Annotated in this window: 16 protein-coding genes; 7 read left to right on the forward strand and 9 right to left on the reverse strand. The window is 36.9% G+C overall.

The window, feature by feature from the left end; genetic code table 11:
- Positions 1-53 precede the first annotated feature (53 nt).
- On the forward strand, positions 54-1,466 hold the full coding sequence (locus tag C8J95_RS09350) for an OmpP1/FadL family transporter (RefSeq protein WP_255412764.1): 1,413 nt from the start codon (positions 54-56) through the stop codon (positions 1,464-1,466).
- A 64-nt stretch (positions 1,467-1,530) separates the two neighbouring features.
- On the opposite strand, the gene C8J95_RS09355 is transcribed toward C8J95_RS09350, so the two are convergent.
- From C8J95_RS09355 to C8J95_RS09365, 3 genes are all read right to left on the reverse strand, one after another.
- A complete protein-coding gene (locus C8J95_RS09355; protein WP_107808107.1) occupies positions 1,531-2,499 on the reverse strand; it encodes a hypothetical protein in 969 nt (322 codons plus the stop codon).
- A gap of 132 nt (positions 2,500-2,631) precedes the next feature.
- Positions 2,632-3,324 (reverse strand): ZIP family metal transporter, encoded by a 693-nt coding sequence (locus C8J95_RS09360; protein ID WP_107808108.1) that lies wholly within the window; start codon positions 3,322-3,324, stop codon positions 2,632-2,634.
- A complete protein-coding gene (locus C8J95_RS09365; RefSeq protein ID WP_107808109.1) occupies positions 3,325-4,047 on the reverse strand; it encodes a bifunctional 2-polyprenyl-6-hydroxyphenol methylase/3-demethylubiquinol 3-O-methyltransferase UbiG in 723 nt (240 codons plus the stop codon).
- 80 nt (positions 4,048-4,127) lie between these two features.
- On the opposite strand from C8J95_RS09365, the gene C8J95_RS09370 reads away from it, so the two are divergent.
- The 5 genes from C8J95_RS09370 (at position 4,128) to C8J95_RS09390 (ending at position 9,452) form a co-directional block, all read left to right on the forward strand.
- On the forward strand, positions 4,128-4,508 hold the full coding sequence (locus C8J95_RS09370; protein ID WP_107808110.1) for a Fur family transcriptional regulator: 381 nt from the start codon (positions 4,128-4,130) through the stop codon (positions 4,506-4,508).
- Between the two features lie 41 nt (positions 4,509-4,549).
- Positions 4,550-5,713 carry a class I SAM-dependent RNA methyltransferase gene (locus tag C8J95_RS09375; protein WP_107808111.1) on the forward strand — a complete coding sequence of 388 codons (1,164 nt, stop codon included), beginning with the start codon at positions 4,550-4,552 and terminating at the stop codon, positions 5,711-5,713.
- An 80-nt stretch (positions 5,714-5,793) separates the two neighbouring features.
- A complete protein-coding gene (locus C8J95_RS09380) occupies positions 5,794-6,786 on the forward strand; it encodes a glycosyltransferase family 2 protein (protein ID WP_107808112.1) in 993 nt (330 codons plus the stop codon).
- 181 nt (positions 6,787-6,967) lie between these two features.
- Positions 6,968-8,626 (forward strand): FAD-binding dehydrogenase, encoded by a 1,659-nt coding sequence (locus C8J95_RS09385; protein ID WP_107808113.1) that lies wholly within the window; start codon positions 6,968-6,970, stop codon positions 8,624-8,626.
- A gap of 22 nt (positions 8,627-8,648) precedes the next feature.
- On the forward strand, positions 8,649-9,452 hold the full coding sequence (locus C8J95_RS09390) for an SDR family oxidoreductase (protein WP_107808114.1): 804 nt from the start codon (positions 8,649-8,651) through the stop codon (positions 9,450-9,452).
- Between the two features lie 3 nt (positions 9,453-9,455).
- Here C8J95_RS09390 and C8J95_RS09395 read toward each other — a convergent pair whose 3' ends face one another.
- The 4 genes from C8J95_RS09395 to C8J95_RS09410 all read right to left on the reverse strand — a co-directional run bounded on the left by C8J95_RS09395 (position 9,456) and on the right by C8J95_RS09410 (position 15,882).
- Positions 9,456-9,980, reverse strand: coding sequence for a thioredoxin family protein (locus C8J95_RS09395; RefSeq protein ID WP_107808115.1), 525 nt, complete (start codon positions 9,978-9,980; stop codon positions 9,456-9,458).
- A 45-nt stretch (positions 9,981-10,025) separates the two neighbouring features.
- Entirely contained in the window at positions 10,026-11,306 is a 1,281-nt protein-coding gene (locus tag C8J95_RS09400; protein WP_107808330.1) for a M20 family metallopeptidase, read from the reverse strand.
- Between the two features lie 238 nt (positions 11,307-11,544).
- Positions 11,545-13,764, reverse strand: a complete 2,220-nt coding sequence (locus tag C8J95_RS09405) for a hypothetical protein (protein ID WP_107808116.1) — start codon at positions 13,762-13,764, stop codon at positions 11,545-11,547.
- A 45-nt stretch (positions 13,765-13,809) separates the two neighbouring features.
- The gene (locus C8J95_RS09410; protein ID WP_107808117.1) at positions 13,810-15,882 is read right to left on the reverse strand and encodes a thiamine pyrophosphate-dependent enzyme; all 2,073 of its coding nucleotides are present in this window, start codon (positions 15,880-15,882) and stop codon (positions 13,810-13,812) included.
- Positions 15,883-16,117: 235 nt separating this feature from the next.
- Here C8J95_RS09410 and dnaE point away from each other — a divergent pair, with 235 nt between their 5' ends.
- Positions 16,118-20,779 carry a DNA polymerase III subunit alpha gene (dnaE, locus tag C8J95_RS09415; protein WP_107808118.1) on the forward strand — a complete coding sequence of 1,554 codons (4,662 nt, stop codon included), beginning with the start codon at positions 16,118-16,120 and terminating at the stop codon, positions 20,777-20,779.
- A 37-nt stretch (positions 20,780-20,816) separates the two neighbouring features.
- Here the strand turns inward: dnaE and C8J95_RS09420 are convergent, their stop codons facing one another.
- Together C8J95_RS09420 and C8J95_RS09425 are read right to left on the reverse strand one after the other, a co-directional pair.
- A complete protein-coding gene (locus C8J95_RS09420; RefSeq protein WP_059345413.1) occupies positions 20,817-21,230 on the reverse strand; it encodes a hypothetical protein in 414 nt (137 codons plus the stop codon).
- Positions 21,231-21,241: 11 nt separating this feature from the next.
- A complete protein-coding gene (locus C8J95_RS09425) occupies positions 21,242-21,694 on the reverse strand; it encodes a DUF2059 domain-containing protein (RefSeq protein WP_255412765.1) in 453 nt (150 codons plus the stop codon).
- Positions 21,695-21,734 lie beyond the last annotated feature (40 nt).

Here is a 21,734-nt window from a genome sequence, read left to right on the forward strand (position 1 = left end):
TTCCAAATATTACGGATATAGTATAATATTAAATTAGTTAAAGAAAATTAAAGATGCATAAAAAAATAGTTTTGTTAATGAGCCTTCCTGCAGCATTGTTTCTACATGCTCAGGATGTTTCGGAAATTCGCAATACGACCACTGTTTATGGTAATAATATGACACAAGGGTCTGCTAAATATATGGGTATGGCCGGAGCTATGGGAGCAATAGGTGGAGATATTTCTGCGGCTAATGTTAACCCTGCAGGTGTTGGAGTTTATATTACGGGCGATTTTCAGGGAACATTAGGTATCAATTCTTATAAAAATACATCAACATTAAATAATTCGAGCCTTTCATATAAGAAAAATAATACAAATCTTAATCAGTTAGGTGGAGTATTATCATTCCCTCTTTCCGGAAGTAACTGGAAGTTTGTAAATATTGGGATGAGTTATATAAATCAGAATTTGGATGATTATGTAGAAACACCAGGAGATCAAAGTATTTCAAGGAGCGTACAAAGAATGAGACAAGGACAACAATTCACTGATAGTGAAATGTATGATGGTCATGGATATAACAGAACAGGTCATTTAACAAAAACCAACCTTACGGTAGGTGGTAACTATAATAACAAAATCTATGTAGGTATGGGACTTAATTTCCATACTGCGGATCTTGATCAGGGAGATTCTTTCCGAGGAGTTTTTGCTTCAGATAAATCTAGTGTCGTATATGATAAACAGTTTTCACCATATACAGAATCATCTAGTGGATTCTCTATTTCTGCGGGTATTATTGGTAAGGTTACTGAGGAATTCCGTTTAGGAGCATCTTTAGAATCGCCGACATGGTGGAATATAGACAGAGCCTACACACAATATTCTGTTTCTCAGGATAACGGACCTATTACATCAGTTGATATCTATAATGAGCGTAGAGATTTCCGATCTCCGGCAAAAGCTACTTTCAGTGCAGCATTAATTCCATCTAAGGATTTTGCATTTAACGTAGATTATACAATAGGAATCTCTAAGCCTAAATACACAACATCTAGTTCAGTAAATGATCAGTTGAATAATTTCTTTAGTGATTCTTCTAAAAGCCTATCTGAATTTAAAGTTGGAGCTGAATACAGATTTGAGGGATTACGTTTGAGAGCAGGTTATGCTTTTGCAAATAATCCGTTTGATAAAGGATCACTTTTGACTACTAGTGGTACTAAAGAATCTTTTAATAACCTTTATGTAGGCAAAAGAAATACATTAGGTTTGGGGATTGGTTATGACTTCCGCTCGTTCTATATCGATGCGGCATATCAGAACGTGAAATATGATTACAATAACCCATTCCTTGGTGGAAGTTATGCAACATTAGATAAAAGTGTTGTAAGCGGTGGAACAAATCTTGATGCATCAATAGTTTCTTCAGTGAAGAACCAGCAAAACAATATCTTTATCACATTAGGATACAGATTTTAATACAATCTTTACCACATAAAAAAATCCTGCAAAATATTTTGCAGGATTTTTTATATAATGAGTCCTATCGGATATTGTATTTCAGTTTGACTTTTCTGGAATTGTTAGCTGTTGAATAGAAAGTCCATAGCGGATAGTATTCTTTGCTTTCAGCGCTTGCTATATATTTGTCTACAACATTTTCTTTACCTTTTGTAATTTCCTTAGTGGCGAGATTCACACAATAGAGATTAGCTTTATCCATTAGTGATTTTTGATCGGGGTTTAAAGCTTGTTTATTCAATAATGTATTGACAACGGAATTAATAGCTGTTTTTCCAGCTTCACTCTCAACAATTAACAATAAATGTTTACCAAAAGAAACCTTAGAAAGATGAAGTGCATCAGTATAATAATCACTTACAGGAACAGCAATATCGAAAGCTTCGAGTTTTAGTTCATATATTACACCTTTGGCTTTACAGTCTTGTTCATAATATTTCTTTCCTAGTATAAGTTTGTCTACATCAGGAAACTTGTCTATGGTTAACATATATAGCTGCCGGTATGACTGAAATTCTGTACTTGCAGAAAAGAAAGCAGAATTTGAGGAACTCATCCCGGAATATTTAGCAATGATATTATTATATAATTTCAAATAATTGTTCTTTATATCAGCGATATCCTTTATCAGAAATAAATCATTATACCTAAAGCTAGTGTCGAGATTAAGAGGGTTTTCCGCCTTTGTATCGGTACCAGATATTTTGCCGTTTTTGTTTTGTACAAGTTGTCCTATATATAGGTTCTCTTGTAAAAATGACTGATGAACTCTGTCTGTAGACACTGTAATTGTATGGGTTTTCGAATCGCTCCAGATACTGTCTTTTACCAATTCAAAAGAACTTGGTACCAGAATTTTGTTATCTTCTGGTTTTGCTGTCGGATCCGGTTTGAGTTCAGGATTTGTGACAGTGGTTACTTCACGGTCAGAAGAGCAGTTTGCTATCGAAATAGTAAGTAGAAATAAGGCGGTAAATTTTAATAATTTCATGTATTATTGGTTTGTTTCCGTATTAATAAAAAATGCTTTAATCCGTAGTGAATTAAAGCATTCTGGTTACCATCAAAGATAGATATTTTATCTGGCCTTCAGTTACGGGAAACCGTAATTAAGCCTGTAAATTTAGTGGTGATGGAAGAGATGGCCTACATAGGCAATACCTATTCCCAATAGTACTAATGCTATTTTTTCCAAATCCAGTTTGTGGTTTTTATTGCCCTCAAAAATAATAACAGATGATATATGAAGGAAAATACCACTCACAATTGCTAAAATGTAGATTTGATAATCCGGATTAAAATATTGACCCAGAAGCATTCCTAGTGGGGATGCTAATGCAAATAATCCGATTACTGTCCATGCGATTTTTTTATTATAGCTACCGTTAAGCAGGAAGGCTCCCATAACAAAAGATATAGGAATATTATGTACCAGTATTCCCTGTAAATAAGGTGTTACTGTATGTGGCATTTTGCTTAAGGGTATACCTTCTATAAAGGCATGGATGAACATTCCGGCAATCAGTGCCATCGGGAAGATTTGTTTTTCCTCTTCATGGTGATGAAAATGACCGTGTTCAAAACCTTTCGTAAGGCTTTCCAGTATTAATTGCAGAATAACACCACCCAAAATCCACATTCCTATATTGTGTGAAGGGGTTTGGAATACAATCGGAAATACTTCCATAACTGTCATGCTGAGCAAAAAGCCAGCACTGAGTATGAGTAATCTTTTGGCAAACTTCTGTTGTCTGCCAAAGTAAAATCCTAAGGTAATACCTGAAAGGACGCTGAGTATAAGAAGTAAATAAACCATTTATTTTTTCTGGAATAGTATGATACAACGCGGTGAACTTTCGGATAATGTGCCTAGCTGATAATCTCCCCATCTGGTAACGTAAGAAAGCTGATGTTTCTCTGCCAGTGATTTTAATTTTTCAAAGGAGTGAAGCTTTACTTTCTCTTCATAATGGAAATCCTGACCATTATCGCTAAAACGGATGTCTTTTATAACTCTTTTGTTATCAATCCTTTTGTGAATACTAAAAGAAATATTATCTTTTACCGTTAATGATTCAGATACCAAAGTATGTTCTACACAATCTGCATTCAGAAAATCCAAAACAAATAATCCGCCAGGTTTTAAAGCCTGTGCTACAGATTCGAAAACCTTTTCATCATCATCGTCCTGGTCAAAATACCCAAAACTTGTAAAGAGATTCATCACAGCATCTACTTTCTCACCCTGAATAGGATTTCTCATATCGTGTACACGGAAGCTTAGTGTTTCGTTTTCGAATTGTTTATCGAAACCGATACTGGCTTCGGATAAGTCCAGGCCTAATACAGTATAACCTTTTTGATTAAGATATACAGAGTGTCTCCCATGGCCACATGCCAAGTCTATGATCGTAGAATGTTGTGGTAATTTGATTTCAGCCAGTAGCTTATCAATGAAATTTTCGGCTTCAACAAAATCCCTGTCTTTATATAAAATATGATAATATGGGGTATTGAACCAACTTTCGAACCAATCCATTCTGTTTTAATTTTTAATAGTATGCAAATTTATTAAAAAAAAACACTAATATTGCAACATTGTCGCATTAATTTTTACTCATGGGAAAAAGAAATACAAAATCGAAGCAGCTGGTTTTGGATGTTCTGAGATCGGAACCCTGCGCATTGTGTCATGAAGAACTCCAGAACCATCTGCAGGAAACTGTGGACAGGGCTACAATTTACAGAATTCTGAACAGCTTCTGTGAGGACGGAATTGTACATCGTATTGTAAGTGATGAGGGGAAACAATATTTTGCATTGTGTAAATCTTGTGACGGAAAAAACCATAATCATTTTCATTTCCGCTGTATGAAATGTAAAAAGGTAAAATGCATGACGGAAGAGATTAGCGTAAATCTTCCGAAGGATTATCATATAGCTGAAGTTAATGCATTTGTATCCGGTTATTGCCCGAATTGTAAGGAAAAAGAAAAATAGCCGGTTTAAAATGTCTATTTTTGCAAAATACTTACAATATTATGCAAACAGGGGATCTGGAAATACAGGTGAAAACATTTTTTGGACTGGAAAATGTTTTGGCAGAGGAAATTAAAAAATTAGGCGGAAAAAATGTAGAGGTTAAAAACCGCGCAGTAAATTGTGCAGGAGATTTAGGATTTCTATATAAGATTAATTATTCCCTGCGGACAGCACTCAAAATTTTGGTCCCGGTGCTTACATTTAAAGCATTTAACGAAAGTAAATACTACGATAAACTATTTAAGTTTCCATGGGATGAGTATATGGATGCAGATCAGACTTTTGCGATAGATGCAACTGTATATTCTGAACGCTACAGCCACTCTCAGTTTATGACGCTGAAGATGAAAGATGCTATTGTCGATTATTTTGTGGCAAATCACAGAAAGCGTCCGTCTATCGATACAAAAAATCCGGATATAAAATTCCACCTTCATATCGATCGTGAATTAGTTACTATTTCTATGGATAGCAGCGGAGCTCCATTATTTAAGCGTGGTTACAGAAAAGAGCAGACAACAGCTCCTATCAATGAAGTATTGGCTGCAGGAATGCTACAGCTTGCAGGCTGGGATGGAAAAGGAAACTTCTTGGATCCAATGTGTGGATCGGGAACTCTTCTTATAGAAGCCGGAATGGTAGCAATGGATCTACCTGCGCAGATCTTCAGAAAGGAATTCGGTTTTATGAATTGGAAGAACTACGATGCAGAGTTATTTGAAAAAATAAAAGAATTCAGAGTTAACCGGGTAAAGGCTTTTGAAGGTAAGATTGTAGGTTATGATATAAACGAAGATGCATTAGATGTTGCCTGGAAAAATATCAAAGAAGCAGAAATGGATGATATTATTACCGTAAAAAAGAAAAATTTCTTCGATTCAGAAAAAGATATGTTTCCATTGTTAATGGTGTTTAATCCTCCATATGATGAACGTCTGAGTATTTCTGATGAAGACTTTTATAAAAAAATAGGAGATACATTCAAAACTCATTATCCTAACACTTTAGCATGGATGATTTCTGCTGACTTAGAAGCTGTGAAAAAAATAGGTCTTCGTCCGTCCCGAAAAATAAAACTGTTCAACGGAAAATTGGAGTGCCGCTTCCTGCAATATGAAATGTATGAAGGAACCAAAAAAGTCCACAAAATAATAGAAGCATAAGTATATTTTTCAGGTATTTGGCTATATACCTCTGACTAAGAGTTTGTAGCTGATAACTGAGTATGTAAACTAAATAAAATATGAAGATATCCATTGTCGTTGCAATATTTAACCGAAAAGATGAGCTTTTTGAGCTTCTTAATAGTCTGTCTCATCAGACATGTAAAGATTTTGAAGTAATTATTGTAGATGATGGATCCAAAATAGAATTGCAGCCTACGATTGATATGTTCCGGGAAATGCTGACGATCCGGTATTTCAAAAAGGAAAATACAGGCCCGGGTCTTTCCCGTAATTACGGTGCACATCGTGCGGAAGGCGAGTGGCTGGTATTCCTGGATTCGGATGTCATCGTAGAAACAGATTACATAGAACAGGTTTGTAAGAATATTGAGGAATACCCTACAGATGCTTTTGGTGGTGCAGATAAAGCTCATAAAGGCTTTAACCTGCTGCAAAAAGCAATTTCTTATTCCATGACATCTGTGTTTACTACAGGCGGAATCAGAGGAAATAAAAAAGCTGTAAGCAAGTTTCAGCCCCGTAGTTTTAATATGGGAGTTAAAAAGGCTGTGTTTTTGGAAGTAGGTGGTTTTTCTGAGATGAGAATTGGAGAGGATCCGGATTTATCCATGACCTTATGGGAAAAAGGATACCAAACTGCTTTCTTCGATCATATTGGAGTTTATCATAAACGCCGTACCGATTTGGGGAAATTTTCTAAGCAGGTTTATCAGTTCGGTGTGGCGCGTCCGATTCTTAATCAGAGACATACTGCTTATACAAAACTGACATTCTGGTTTCCCAGCGTTTTTTTAGTAGGCTATTGCATTGGAATAATTCATTATTTCTTTGAGCATAACGGCATAATTCTTAGTCTGTATGGGCTTTATACATTTTTAGTTTTTGCTCACGCTACATTTCTTACACGTAATATTTCCATTGGAGCACTTGCGGTAGTTACAACCTATGTGCAGATGTTCTCTTATGGCTATGGTTTTCTGGAGTCTTGGATAAAGCTCAATGTTTTAAGGAAGGAACCCAAAGATGCTTTCCCGAAGCATTTTCATTAGTATTAATAGAATTTCAGATATATACTATAGCCCGTTATCAACGGGCTATATATTTTTATATGTATAGTAGAGTAGTTCTGTTTTTCCTGAAATATAAACAGATACTTTTTATTATATTTGATAGTTATGTTCTTCGTAGTAAGGACTTTAATTGTACTCACCAAAATCATGATCTATTAAAATGGAAAATAATTTTCATCCGGATGCTATCATTATCGGAAGTGGACTGGCAGGATTGGTTGCCGCAATGGAAATTACCAATGCCGGGAAAAAGGTTTTGCTGTTAGATCAGGAAACTGAACAGAATATAGGCGGACAAGCGTTCTGGTCTTTTGGAGGATTATTCCTGATCAATTCCCCGCAGCAGCGAAGAATGGGAATCAAGGATTCTTTTGAACTTGCAAAGCAGGACTGGATGGGAACAGCTGGTTTCGACCGGGAAGAAGATTACTGGCCAAGACAGTGGGCTGAAGCTTATTTGAAATTTGCGGCTCATGATAAATATGAATACATCAGCAAGATGGGGATCAAACTTATGTTTATGGTGGGTTGGGCCGAACGTGGAGATGGCAATGCAAGTGGTCACGGGAATTCTGTGCCCAGGTTTCATGTTAGCTGGGGAACAGGTACCGGTGTTGTAAAACCTTTTGTAGAGAAAGCTTATGAAGCACAGAAAGCGGGACTGCTTCAAATGAAATTCAGACATCAGGTTACAGAATTAATCACAGAAGATAATAGAGTAACTGGTGTTAAAGGCAATGTTCTCGAAGCTGATGATAAAGAAAGAGGATTTGCCACAAACAGAAATGTAATTGGAGTATTTGAATATAAAGCGAAGAATATTATTATAGCATCAGGCGGAATTGGAGCCAATCATGAACTGGTAAGAAAGAACTGGCCTGAAAGATTGGGAGTACCTCCTGAAAATATGATATGTGGAGTTCCTGCGTATGTGGATGGAAAAATGATTGGTATTGCGGAAAATGCAGGAGTTAATATTATCAACAGAGACCGGATGTGGCATTATACAGAAGGGCTGCAAAACTGGAACCCTATCTGGCCCAATCATGGAATAAGAATATTACCGGGGCCATCATCGCTGTGGATTGATGCTAAAGGAAATCGCTTGCCGGCACCTTTTTTACCCGGATTTGATACATTGGGGACACTAAAATATATTCAGGATACTGGCTATGGATATTCCTGGTTTATTTTGACCCAGAAGATTATAAAAAAAGAATTTGCACTTTCGGGATCGGAACAGAACCCTGATATTACAAATAAAGATTACCGTCTTTTTCTGAATCGGATTTTTGGTAAAAAAGCACCAGCTCCTGTCGAAGCCTTTAAAGAACATGGCAGAGACTTTATAGTGTCCGATAATCTGGAAGAACTTGTACAAAAGATGAATGAACTTTCCGAAGATCATCTTCTGGATTATAATAACATCCGACAAATAATAGAAGAAAGGGATCGAGAGTTGGATAATAAGTTCTCAAAAGATACGCAAATCAATTATATAAGAAGTACACGGAAATATTTAGGAGATAAATTAGGCCGTGTAGCAAAACCTCACAAAATACTGGCACCGGAAAATGGTCCTCTTATTGCGGTTCGCCTTAATATTCTGACCCGTAAAACTTTGGGCGGAATAGAAACCAATCTGGATGCTCAGGTATTGGGAAGTGATGGAGAAGTACTAAAAGGACTTTATGCAGTGGGAGAAGCTACCGGATTTGGAGGGGGAGGAATGCATGGATACAGAGCTTTGGAAGGTACTTTCCTTGGAGGTTGTATATTCTCCGGAATGAAAGCAGGCAAGTACATAGGCAGATTATAATCACAATAAAAATGAACGGATCATGAATGCATATTTTAATAACAAAGTAATCTGGATTACAGGTGCATCATCTGGTATCGGTGAGGCCTTGGTAACAGAACTAGCAATGAAAAGCAATGCAAAAATTATTCTTTCATCAAGAAGAGAAGAACAGCTTTATGCAATTGCTCAGAAAGCAGGACTGGATAAAGACAGATATGCGGTAATACCTGTTGACCTGGAAAAATATGCAGATATGCCGATCGCAGCAACAAAAGCTATTGACAAGTTTGGCAGAATTGATATTCTGATTAACAATGCCGGGCTATCACAACGCTCACTTGCAATGGAAACTTCTATAGAGGTAGATAAGCGGCTGATGGACGTAGACTTTATAGGTACTGTCGCTCTTACAAAAGCTGTTGTCCCATATATGATTAAGAATAAAGGCGGACAAATTGTTGTTGTATCCAGTCTTATGGGGCTTTTCGGTGCACCTATGCGGAGCGGTTATGCAGCTGCAAAACATGCTTTGCATGGCTTTTTTGAGGCTTTGAGAGCGGAGCTTTATAATGATAATGTGCTAGTAACGATGATTTGTCCGGGATTTATACAAACCAATATCTCTGTTAATGCGGTTACAGGGACAGGTGCTTCACAAGATACAATGGATGATGCTACTGCCAACGGAATGCCCGTTAACATTTTTGCTCAAAAGATGTTAAAAGCTATAGCCAGACAAAAATATCAAGCAGTTATCGGAGGGAAAGAAAAACTAGGAGTTTATATTAAACGATTTTTCCCCTCGTTATTAGCAAGAATAGTCCGGAAGGCAAAAGTGGTGTAATATTTAGCTTTTCTTCTGAACAAAATTATCGTAAATAGTTTGCAACTGACTAGCTGTTAAAGAAGATGTTTTCTGTAGTTTGTGTCTAAACTCTGATACTTCTTCCGGAGATGCGGGACAGCCTATATTTTCTTTATTTTTATCAAAAGAATTATCCAGTACATTTCCTTTAGCGTCCAATATCACCCAGAAAGGCAGACCTGCTTCCTTTCCCTGATATTTATTCATTAAATCCTGCCCATTGGGATTTTCATATTTCTTGATGTTTTCTCCTATTTCCTGTACGGAAACATAAGTGGGGATATAATTTTTATCAATCAGAGGTTTTACAATATCTGAGTTCAGATTCTTTTCCATTTTCTTGCACCAGCCACACCATGAAGCATGAAAAATAAGCAGAACATTTTTATTTTCCTTCTTTGCCTGAGATAAAGATTTTTCAAGAATCTTATTAGCATCCTCCTGTTGTGCATGTAAAGAGAAGAATAGTCCAATAAATAAAACGGTGATTAATTTTTTTAGTTTCATAGTTATGAATGTGATAAGATGATAGTATACACAAATATATGGTTTTTATAAACGCTCTTTTAACCTTTCATAAATAAGGGATGAAAAACTTTTAACACCAGTTCTTATACTTTCTTCATCGACTTCAAAAGCGGGAGTATGATTCATTGCAATAATTCCTTTTGCTGAATTTGATCCGCCCAGTAAGAAATAAACACCACGTTTTTTTTGCTGGAAATAGGAGAAATCATCATTGAAATAAGGGACCTGTCCATAGTCTCTGGCAACTGCTGTTTTTCCGTAAACCTTTTCTAATGTTTCCGAGGCAAGATTGGTTAAACTTTTATCATTGAAAATTGTTGGGTTTTCCTGTACATAAGAAATAGAAAGAAGCTGATCTTTATAGCCATTTGTCTCTAGAACCAGCTTTATCTGTGGGATAATTTCATTCAGCCTATCGGAGTTTGTTTCATAAATATAAGTTTTCACAGAGAAGCCTTTTCCATCTGAGCTTGAAGTAAAATTTCCGTCTATTATCCTGTAGTTTTTAAAAATGGTATTAGGGTTCGTCAGTCCTATTTTAGGATCGGATATATGTTGTATTTCCCAAGGTTTACTATTATTTTCCGAACGGGATAAAGAAAGAGATATTTTAGTTGAAAGTTCTTTTATTTCTTTATCTGGTAGTGCATTCTTTAATTCAATTTTTACCCTTCTCTGGTAAGCAAAGACTTCTTCAGGTTTAGTCATAATCTGGCCAACAGGTAGCGCTGTTATATGGAGTCCATAGATTTCGTCGGGACTTATTTTAGAAAATAGCCCATTATCAATCATTTTTCTTGCTCCAATGAAGGTTTCTTCTTCCGGTTGGAATATGAAATAGACGGTTCCTTTCAGTTCCCTTTTGTATTTTGAAAGCACTTCGGCTATGCCAAGTCCGATTGCCATATGCACATCATGACCACAGCCATGCCATGCACCTTTATTTTTAGATTTAAAAGATACTTTATCAGTATTATCGCCAGGAAGAGCATCCATATCTGCTCGCCATGCGATTTTTTTCCCTTTTTTTCCTCCTCTAAGGATTCCTACTAAAGAGTGTCCGTATAGATCTTTTTGGACTTCTAATCCTAAATCTAGTAAATACTTTTCCAAAACTTTTTGAGTACGGATTTCCTGACCTGCCAGCTCTGGATTTTCATGAAGATCTCTTCGGACTTCAATAAGTTTATTGAAAATTTTATCAGTTTCAGACTGAATAGATTGGTGAACGGAAATTGCTTTTGCATTTTGTTGAGCATCAACTGAGCAAGCCAGTAGTAAAGGAAATAGAAATTGTATTTTCATATTCAGCATTTTTATCTTTAGGATAAACAAGTTCTAAAGATGCAAAATATTTTCATCTTTACTATTAAATTATTTAAAAGTTTTCAATATAGTTTAAAATTATTTAACCAGAATATAATAAAGATGCTGGTACTGTAAAATTATTCTTGTGATAAAAGAAAAAACTGATTTTAAATCAGTATATATTATAAAAAATCCTATACAGGTACAGGATCAGTTATTTTTTGTTGTGAAGATTTTAAAATCCTAAAATTTTAAGTTTCAGCTGAATAGCAAAGTTATCAGTGAAATTACTGGTTTGGTAATGACCAACACGATAAAAGAACCCAAGATTGAACTGGGTGCTCAGGAAATTATTCCACTCTACACCAACTTCCTGATAAAGTTTGTTTAGTGTTTCAAACTTTATCTGGTGAAATTCTGGGTTTTTAAAGTCTCCTATAATTCCTTTGTAAACAAGGTCAAAGCTGGAGGTGTTTTGTCCGAAGCTTTTAAAATGCCATGGAATACGATGGCTGATGTAGAAAGCTCCAAATTTGTCCTGATAATATTTTCCACTAGGCATAGTTGCAAAACCCAGATAAGTTGTAAGGTTGAAACGGCTCATAAAGCTTTTCTTTCCTTCCGGTGCCAAGCCTCCACCCTCGAATGTTTTCCAGAATGGGAAGTCTCCGCCAACATAACCTCCGTAAACTCTAAGTCCGGTTTGACCTAATATACTTTCCTGTTGGTATAGTGCAAGCAAATCCAGTCGGTTGTATTTTAGATCTGTCCATCCTTTTTCCCAGTTGAAATACAATTCCGGGTAACCCTGTTCTACCATGTCTTTCCCGGTAGGTGTCATAATATACTTACTGTTTGGAGAGTATTTTAGAGTAACAACAGTAGAAAAATTATCATAGATCTTATCCTGCCCTTTATACAGGTAATTGAATAAAGCTTCTTCTTTATATTTTGCAGCTTCTACTTTATACATAAAAGAGTTAATCGGACTGTCCAGGTAAGAAAGCTTAAAACCTCTGTATCTGTAATAGTTTAGAGTTTGAAGTCCGGCACCGGTATTCATAATCTTCATTTTACCTACCCACAGATTCTGTCTGAATCGTCCGGATGCTCCAACATCATCTGTGTAGTCTAAACGAAGTACAGCATCCCTCTCAAGAGTAGTCCTTACATCTATACCTACACGGAATTTCCACTTTCCGTCCCGCACACCATAGCCAACATAGGCATCTGGTGATACATAAGGATTAAAGTTTTCATTAAGTTTCATTCCCAGTCCAAATCTGAAATTTTCATATCTGTTGATGTCGAAAAACCTGTCGATAGGGAAGTCTATAATACCAAAACGGAAGTCTCCTCTTGTAATTCCTGCTAAAAAGTTAAGTTTAAACTCTACTTTTTTAGCCTTAAAGAGGCTGTCCATTTTGTAATAAGTGTTATTATCCCGTTGATCAAAATTATCCTTACGGTATTTAGGAAGTTCAGTACCTGTAGTATTCTTTATAGTATAAGTATAACCTTTGAAATCATCCGGAGTAAGTTTATTGTCAGGTACTTTAAAGTCAAAATAATTGTTTTCTATATAAAAATAGCTGTTGAATTTCTTTTTGCTATCCTTATTTTTAAACGGTACACTACCAATTCTGGATTTCATGTATTCTTTTTCCAGAAACCAACTGTTGTTAATAGGTTTCCATATGGATATGTGTTCCATATCGGTTTTATCTTTACCATGGTCTTCTATTTTGGCTACAGCATAGTTTTCTTTATCAATATAGATATAGCCACTGTATTTACGTTTTCTGGAGAAAGTAATATTGGTCTTTCTAAATCCAATAACATAAGTTTCTCTGCCATTCAGGAGAATAGAATCTGTAAGGTAATAGCGGTATAATGTCCAGTTTTCTTTTTGTATTTCATCAGGGATCTGGCCAATATTAGAACGTAAAGCAATAGCATCGTAGAGTGGGCGCTTTAGCCCGGATACTTTATTGTCCAGGATATCGATATGCTCGCCTTGCTCTTTATTGTATTTATACTCCATAGCGCGTTCCCAAAGGAACATTTTGCTAGTGGTAAGCATATCTTTATAGCTTATATCTTCTATGGAATCTTTGCGCTTTCTTTTAGAAAATTCCGGATTGTCACCCAAGAGCTTTAAAGAATCAATCCTGCGTGCTACATAATTCTGATAATTGGCAATAGAATCTTTGTCAAAGTCTACTGAAAATTTACTGTAAGCTTTAAAGCTGTAGGAATCCTGATTTTTAGGACTGTTCTGCTTAAAGTTCCTATTGGCTTTTGCCAGTATTGCAAGAGCCCGGGGATTACTTCTGTTGCTTAAAACAATTTCCTTGATATTCTTATATGAAGTACTACTATCTGGCTTGGTGGAATTGGTTTTATTCTGAGCAGAATAAAGAACTGGAATAAGCAGTAGCAGTAGTTTTTTCATAAGTCAAATTTATGAAACAAAATTTGATTTATAAAGTATTCTGTATTACCAATTTAACAAGTATTCTATTGTTTTTTTAAGCTTTTCGGGGTTTGGGAGTATTTCTCTTTCAGAATCTATATTAATCGGAATTGCAGGTACATTCTGAGCACCTATCGGAGTAACTGGAGCATCCAGATATCTGAAGCATTCTCTGGAGATTCTGGCACTTAGTGCTTCAGCAAAAGAATTTTGTACTTGTTCTTCGGTTAGTACAATACATTTACCGTGTTTTTTTACAGTTTCATATACATATTCTTCATCCATTGGGACAAGTGTTCGGAGGTCTACGACTTCCACCTGGCCTTCAAAACTTTTAGCAGCCTCTTTCGCCCAATAAATTCCCATTCCATAAGTGATGATACAGATCGATTTTCCTTTGCGGATGTTTTCGTCCGTAGCCGTAATAGTACTTATTGCTTTTCCGAATGGTAAAATATAATCTTCCGCAGGCTCTATGGTTTTTGCATCATCGGTCCCTGGTACTTTAGACCAATACAAGCCTTTATGTTCCAGCATAATTACAGGATTTGGATCATAAAATGCTGCTTTAAACAATCCTTTGAAATCCGCTGCATTACTCGGATATGCAACTTTAATTCCTTTGATATTGGCCAGAATACTTTCAACACTACCACTGTGATACGGCCCGCCGCCACCATAGGCACCAATCGGTACACGGATGATATTATTTACCGGAAATTTTCCTTCACTTAAATAACAGGATTTAGAAATCTCGGTGATCAACTGATTAATTCCCGGATAGATATAATCAGCAAATTGTACTTCTACAATAGGTTTTAGTCCTAATGCGCTCATACCAATCGTAGAACCAATTATATAGGCCTCCTGTATAGCGGTATTGAAAACTCTTTTGGTACCAAACTTAGCTTCCAGCGTAACAGCTTCCCGGAATACACCACCAATACGGCCACCTACATCCTGCCCATAAAGTAATGCTTCGGGGTGTTTGCGCATCAGTTCCTCAATCGCGTGGATAGAGGCATCTACCATTACTATTTTTTGCCCGTTTTCAGGGGTTCTTTCTCCTTTCTCTTCTGTAACAGGAGTAGGAGCAAAAATATGTTTTACAGCATCTTCAGGTTTTGGATCTTCAGCAGCCAAAGCTTTTTCAAAATCCTCACGAACCTGTATTTCTGCATTTTTCTCAATTTCTTTTAACTGATCATCACTGATGCCATTTTCCAAAAGGTACTTCCATAGTTTTTTACCCGGATCATGGGCCTCATGTTTGGCCAGATCGTCCAAAGGACGGTACATTTCTTTTCTTACTCCGGAAGTATGATGACCAATCAGAACAGTTTTAGCACAAACTAAAATTGGTTTTCTTTCGGTGCGAACATAGTCGAAAGCATTTTTCATAGCCAGATAAGACTCCGGAAACTCTGTCCCGTCGATACGCATTCTTTCGATGCCTTTGAATCCGGCAATAAAATCATAAGCATCCTGTGAGCGGGCTTCTTCTGCAGTTACAGAAATTCCCCAATTGTTATCCTGTACCAAGAAAATAATAGGCAATTGGTGTAGTGCTGCAAACTGAAAAGCTTCGCTTACCTCGCCTTCGGTTACACTATTATCACCAAAGCTGCAAACTACAACTGGTGGAGTAGGATATGATTTCAGGCTAAAGTGCTCTATGTACTGTATGCCTTGTGCAATTCCGGTTGTAGGAATTGCCTGCATGCCAGTAGCACTGCTTTGGTGAATCATTTTTGGATAATCATCACTTAGATTGGAAGGATGACTGTAATAAGAGCGGCCGCCAGAGAAAGGATCTTCTGCCTTTGCCAACAGCTGTAACATCAGCTGGTATGGAGTATATCCCATTCCTAAAAGCATACTCTCATCCCGGTAATATGGGCTTACCCAATCATGCTTTTCAAGATGATAGGCTGTTGCTAACTGAATAGCTTCGTGTCCACGGGAAGTGCTATGTACATATTTGCAGATTTGTTTTTTTTCATCATACAAATTAGCGATAGCTCTGGCTTTCATCATGTCTTCAAAAGCCTGTAGTAGTATTTTTTTATCGAGATGTTTTTTAAAGTCAACTTCCATATCTGACAAATATAGATAAATTTACTTAACGATCGTTAGGTAAAATATTTTTGAAAGATTAATGTACTTAAATTTTTGTGAATCAATTTGTTAATTTTTGTTTAAGCTGGGTTTTATACGTTTTGATATGAAAAATGCTTATGTTGAAATACAATGCTGTACAGAAAATCAATTGAACCTGAAACTTTTTTTACTTTCACTTTTTTTGTAATTTTACTCAAATTTCTGATGGATTATGTTCTTGATTTTTGATACAGAAACAACTGGTTTACCCCGAAATTTTAATGCTCCTTTAACTGACTTCGACAACTGGCCGCGCATGGTTCAGATTGCATGGCAGTTACACGATGAGCATGGAAATCTTATAGAGAATCAGGATTATATTATAAAGCCCGAGGGCTACGATATTCCGTTTAATGCATACCGCATTCACGGGATATCTACAGAGATGGCGATGCGTGAAGGTCGCGATCTTAAAGAGGTACTTAACGAGTTCAAGGAAGTACTGAAAAAAACGAAAGTAGTAGCAGGACATAATGTAACCTTTGACTACAGTATTGTAGGATCCGAATTTCTTAGAAAGGAACTGGAGGATAGCCTGAAAGATAAACCTATCGTAGATACGATGGAGTTTGGTACCAACGTATGTCAGCTTCCGGGAGGTAGAGGCGGAAGGTTCAAATCCCCTAAACTGGAGGAACTTTCTGAAAAATTATTCGGACACAAATTCGATGAAGCTCACAATGCTGCAGCCGACGTAAATGCTACAGCACAGGCTTTCTTCGAAATGATGAGACTGGAAGTTTATCCGTTGGATAGAATTTTCTTTGATGATGTACAGATGAAGGCCTTTAAGGATCATAATCCTACTGTCTTCAAGCCTTTCGATATTGTTATCCGAAGACAGGTTGCTGATTCCAAGAAACGGAAGAAAACGGCTGATTTTGGTGATACCGATGATATTGATATCGGGAATTTCTTCCATTTTTATAGCCACAGTATTTACTCAACTTTACAGGCAACGACTGGTTTGGCTGATATGGTTTCCATAGCCGAAAAGAATAATTTTCCGGCTGTAGGGCTTGTTGACCTTGGCAATATGATGGGAGCCTTCAAATTTATAGATGAGGTTGAAAAGTATAACGGAAATCTTAAGCAGAAAAAGCAGGATGCCGAAGCTGCCGAAGAAAAGCCGGATAACTATGATGAAATTAACAGTGCTAAGTTTCTTACTCCTATCTTAGGATTAGAGCTTTATATTTCGGAGCGTTATCAGCAAAGGCAGTTTACTAAAGATGATCCGGACAGAAGAACTCAGGTTGTATTATTGGCTAAAAACTTTGAAGGATATAAAAATCTGGCAAAGCTTTCATCTATAGGATTTAAAGAAGGTTATTATGCCGGAGTTCCAAGGGTTAGCCGTGCACTAATATCACAATATAAAGACAATCTTATTGCATTGACAGGAAGCTTGTCCTGTGAAGTTCCTTCTACCATTCTGGAATTGGGGGAGCAGCGTGGTGAAGAAGTTTTCCAATGGTGGATGAATGAATTTGGTGATGATTTCTATGTGCAGATACAGAATCACCAGATGGATGAAGAAGACTATGTTAATGAGATTTTGCTAAAATTTGCAGATAAGCACAATGTAAAAATACTGGCGCAGAATGAAACTTATTATACCCGGAAATCGGATGCCAAAATCCAGGATATTGTAGCCTGTATTAAAGATGGTGAGAAACTTTCGACACCTGTAGGTAAAGGTTTCGGGAAAAGAAAAGGTCTGAACAGTGAACAGTTTTATCTGAAAAATAGCGAAGAGATTAAGCAGGCTTTCCAGATGTACCCTGATGCTTTTATGGCTTATGATGAATTTCTGAATAAGTTTGAATCTTATAAACTAAAAAGAGATGTTCTCTTACCTAAGTTTGATATTCCTGAGGAATTTCAGGATGTTGAAGACCTGAGTGATGGTGGTAAAAGAGGGGAGATGAACTTCCTGAGACATCTTACCTATGAAGGAGCTCGAAAAAAATATGAAGAAATTACCGATGATATAAGGGAAAGACTAGACTTTGAGCTGGATATTATTGCTAAAACAGGATATCCGGGTTATTTCCTTATTGTGCAGGATTTTTGTAACGAAGCTAAAAATATGGGGGTATCAGTTGGTCCGGGACGGGGATCTGCAGCAGGATCTGCTGTAGCTTACTGTATCGGAATTACTAACGTGGATCCAATTAAATATGATCTCCTTTTTGAGCGTTTTCTTAACCCGGAAAGGATTTCGATGCCCGATATCGATATTGACTTTGATGACGAAGGTCGTGACAGGATTATTAAATGGGTAATCGATAAATATGGACAAAATCAGGTAGCGCAGATTATTACCTATTCGGTACTGGGTGGTAAATCGGCTATTAAAGATGCGGGAAGGGTACTGGATGTGTCTATTCCTGAAACCAACAATATTGCAAAGCTAATTCCGAATACACCGGGGATGAACATTGCGAAAGTGATGAAGTCCGATTTGAAGAAATTCAAGCCGGAAGATCTTCCGCTGGTAGACGAAATAAAAGGAATTCTGAACAATCCGGACGATGGCCGTTTCAATGTACTGGACAGTGCTTACAAGATGGAAGGCTGTATCCGAAATACCGGTATTCACGCCTGTGGAGTAATTATTACACCGGAAGATATCAGTAATCTGGTTCCGGTGACCATTGCGGCAAAAGATGCAGATATTTTGGTGTCTCAGTTTGATAATTCGGTAGCTGAGAGTGCCGGATTGCTGAAAATGGACTTCCTGGGACTTAGGACGCTTACCATTATTAAAGATGCTGTTAAGCTCATTAAAAACAGACACGGAATAGAAATTATTCCGGATGATATACCACTGGATGACGCAAAGACTTATCAGCTCTTTAAAGAAGGTCGTACAATTGGTATTTTCCAGTATGAATCTGCCGGTATGCAAAAGTACATGCGTGAGCTGAAGCCTACGGTATTTGCCGATCTTATTGCCATGAACGCATTGTACCGACCTGGACCTATTAAGTATATACCGAACTTTATCAACCGGAAGCATGGTCTGGAAGAGATTATCTATGACCTCCCGGAGACACAGGAATATCTACAGGAAACCTATGGAATTACGGTATATCAGGAGCAGGTAATGCTACTCTCTCAGAAGCTGGCGAACTTTACCAAAGGTGAGGCCGATACGCTGAGAAAAGCAATGGGTAAAAAGCAAAAAGCGGTACTGGATAAGATGTTCCCCAAATTTATTGAAGGTGGGAAGAAAAATAATCTGGACGAAGAGAAACTTCATAAAATCTGGAAAGACTGGGAAGCCTTTGCAGAATATGCATTTAATAAGTCTCACTCCACATGTTATGCTTATATTGCTTATCATACTGCATATCTGAAAGCCAATTATCCGGCTGAATATATGGCGAGTGTAATGAGTAATAACATTAACAATACTAAGCAGATCACCCTATTCATGGAAGACTGTCAGGCGATGGGTGTAGATGTATTGGGACCATCTGTAAATGAATCTGAATATGAATTTGCTGTAAACGAGAAAGGCCAGATTCGTTTTGGACTTGGAGCTATAAAAGGGATTGGAGAAGGGCCGTCTGAAGCTATTTGTAAGGAAAGAGAGCAAGGTGGAAGGTTTACCGATATCTATAGCCTTTTTGAAAGAATTCCTTCATCACAACTAAATAAAAGAGTAGTGGAAAGTTTAGTATTTGCCGGAGCTTTCGACGAATTAGATTCTTATCACCGTGCCCAGTATTTCGATGTAGATACTGCCGGAAGAACCAATATTGAACGTTTATTAAAATACAGCAACAGTTTCCAGGATAGTAAAAACTCTGTAGAAAACTCTTTATTTGCAGATTTTGCAGATGAGGTTCAGATTGAAAGACCAAAAATAAATCCAGCTCCGGAATGGCAGAATATGCATAAACTGAACCGGGAAAAAGAAGCCATAGGTTTCTACCTTTCTGCACACCCACTGGATGAATTCTATTATCAATATAAGTTTATCCAGGGAGCATTGAGTAAAAAATCGGTGGTCAGCAAAAAACTGGATGAAGAACTGGAAAAAGCTCCTGAAAATGAGAAAGTAGAAGAGCAGGATGATAAGGATGAAGTATCTACAGATATAGATTTCCCTGCTGATATGCTGGAGGTTGACGGAGATGAAATTATTGAAGAGGTAATTAAAAAAGTGGATCCGAGAGGGAAGTTTAATTTCCTGAATCTGGATGAGGTGGATCCTTACAGAGATTTTGTGCTTCAAAGAGATTTTTCTAATCTGACACCGGCAGAAATTTCAAAGTTAAAAGAGAAGAAATTCCGAAGCAAAGGAAATGATAATTCCAAAGAATATATGGTTTCCGGTCTTATTACAGAGTATGTGATAAGGGATGGTTACGAAAGCGGAACCAAGATCGCCTTCATTACGTTGGAAGACTACACAGGGTCATATTCTTTCAGGCTGAATGATAAAGATTATATGCGTCTGAGAGAAAAGCTTGGCGAGCACAGATTTGTAATTTTTAAGATCAAATTTGCCCCTTCCAAAGACTTTGACAGATTGTATGTGAATGTTACTGAGGTTATTGACCTGAAAGAAGCTTTTGACCGATATGCCAATCAGCTTTCTTTAGTGGTGCCATTTAATGAAGTAGATCAGGATGATATAGAATTTTTCAGACGTACTTTTGCCCATAACAAAGGAGTACATAAACTAAGTTTCTATCTGAAAGATCCGGTTGAAAATCATTTTGTAGAACTCAACTCAATGCAGACCTCAGTAGATATAAGTGCTGAGACAATAAAGCTTCTGCACGAGTATAAGAAATATGAATTATTCTTAAACTAATAAATAAAAAATCCTCAGCATTAACTGAGGATTTTTTCTATTTAGATACAGCTTTTTCAGCTGCCAACTTTGCTTGGGTTTGCCATTGAATAACGGCTTTTTGTCTTTCTGTATCGAAAGTATGGTTGTCCTTTAGCGGTTTCTGAAGTTTGCTCTTATGATTCTTTATTCTGGCGTCTAGTTCTTCGTTGGTAAGATATTTTTCATAGACTGGTACAAGGCTTTTCAGCATACTTTGATAGTTTAGTCCGGATTCCAGTGTCTGATAATATATTGGTGAAAGATTTCTGTTGTCCGCAACTCTTAATTTTGTGATGCTTGCGGAAAGATCTTTTTTAAAATTTGCTTCAGATTCTTCCAAACGGATTAGCGATTCTGCTTTTTTAGCTTTAGCAGTTTGACCAAATGTCAGAAGAGAGGCAAAGCAGGTAATTATAATGGGATATTTCATATAGTTTTATATTATTTAGACGATGGATAGTCCATAATTGTTTCTTTCTGAACAGGATATTTTTCATTAATTTTCTTCATGACCTTCTGTCCAAGCTCCATACCCCATACCTGTCCTGCCTGCATAGATTCTTTTGTCATGTCCGGCATTGTTTTTATTACTTTTTGTCCAGTAGATGTTTTATAGAAAGCAATGATATCATCCAGTTCTTTTTCTGTGTAGTATTTGGAATATATAGGAATAAGAAGCTCTTCGAAGTCATTTGTGTTGGCTGTTTCCTTTTTTAATTCGTTCCAGTATTCAGCAGGGACTTGTTTGTAATAGGTTTGATAGGAGTTAATCATATTGTCCATTACCTGATTAGCAACCCCTAATACGTTAGTAAGCTTTAGAAAAGTTTTTATCTTTTCTTTTTTTGCAGGCGAAACTGTTTGTTCCTGAGCAAATGTCAGGCTGCTAGTCATTATTAAAAAAAGTATTGTAATTTTTTTCATTAGTATTTCT

The sequence above is a fragment of the Elizabethkingia sp. YR214 genome (assembly GCF_003058195.1).
Taxonomy (GTDB): Bacteria; Bacteroidota; Bacteroidia; order Flavobacteriales; family Weeksellaceae; genus Elizabethkingia.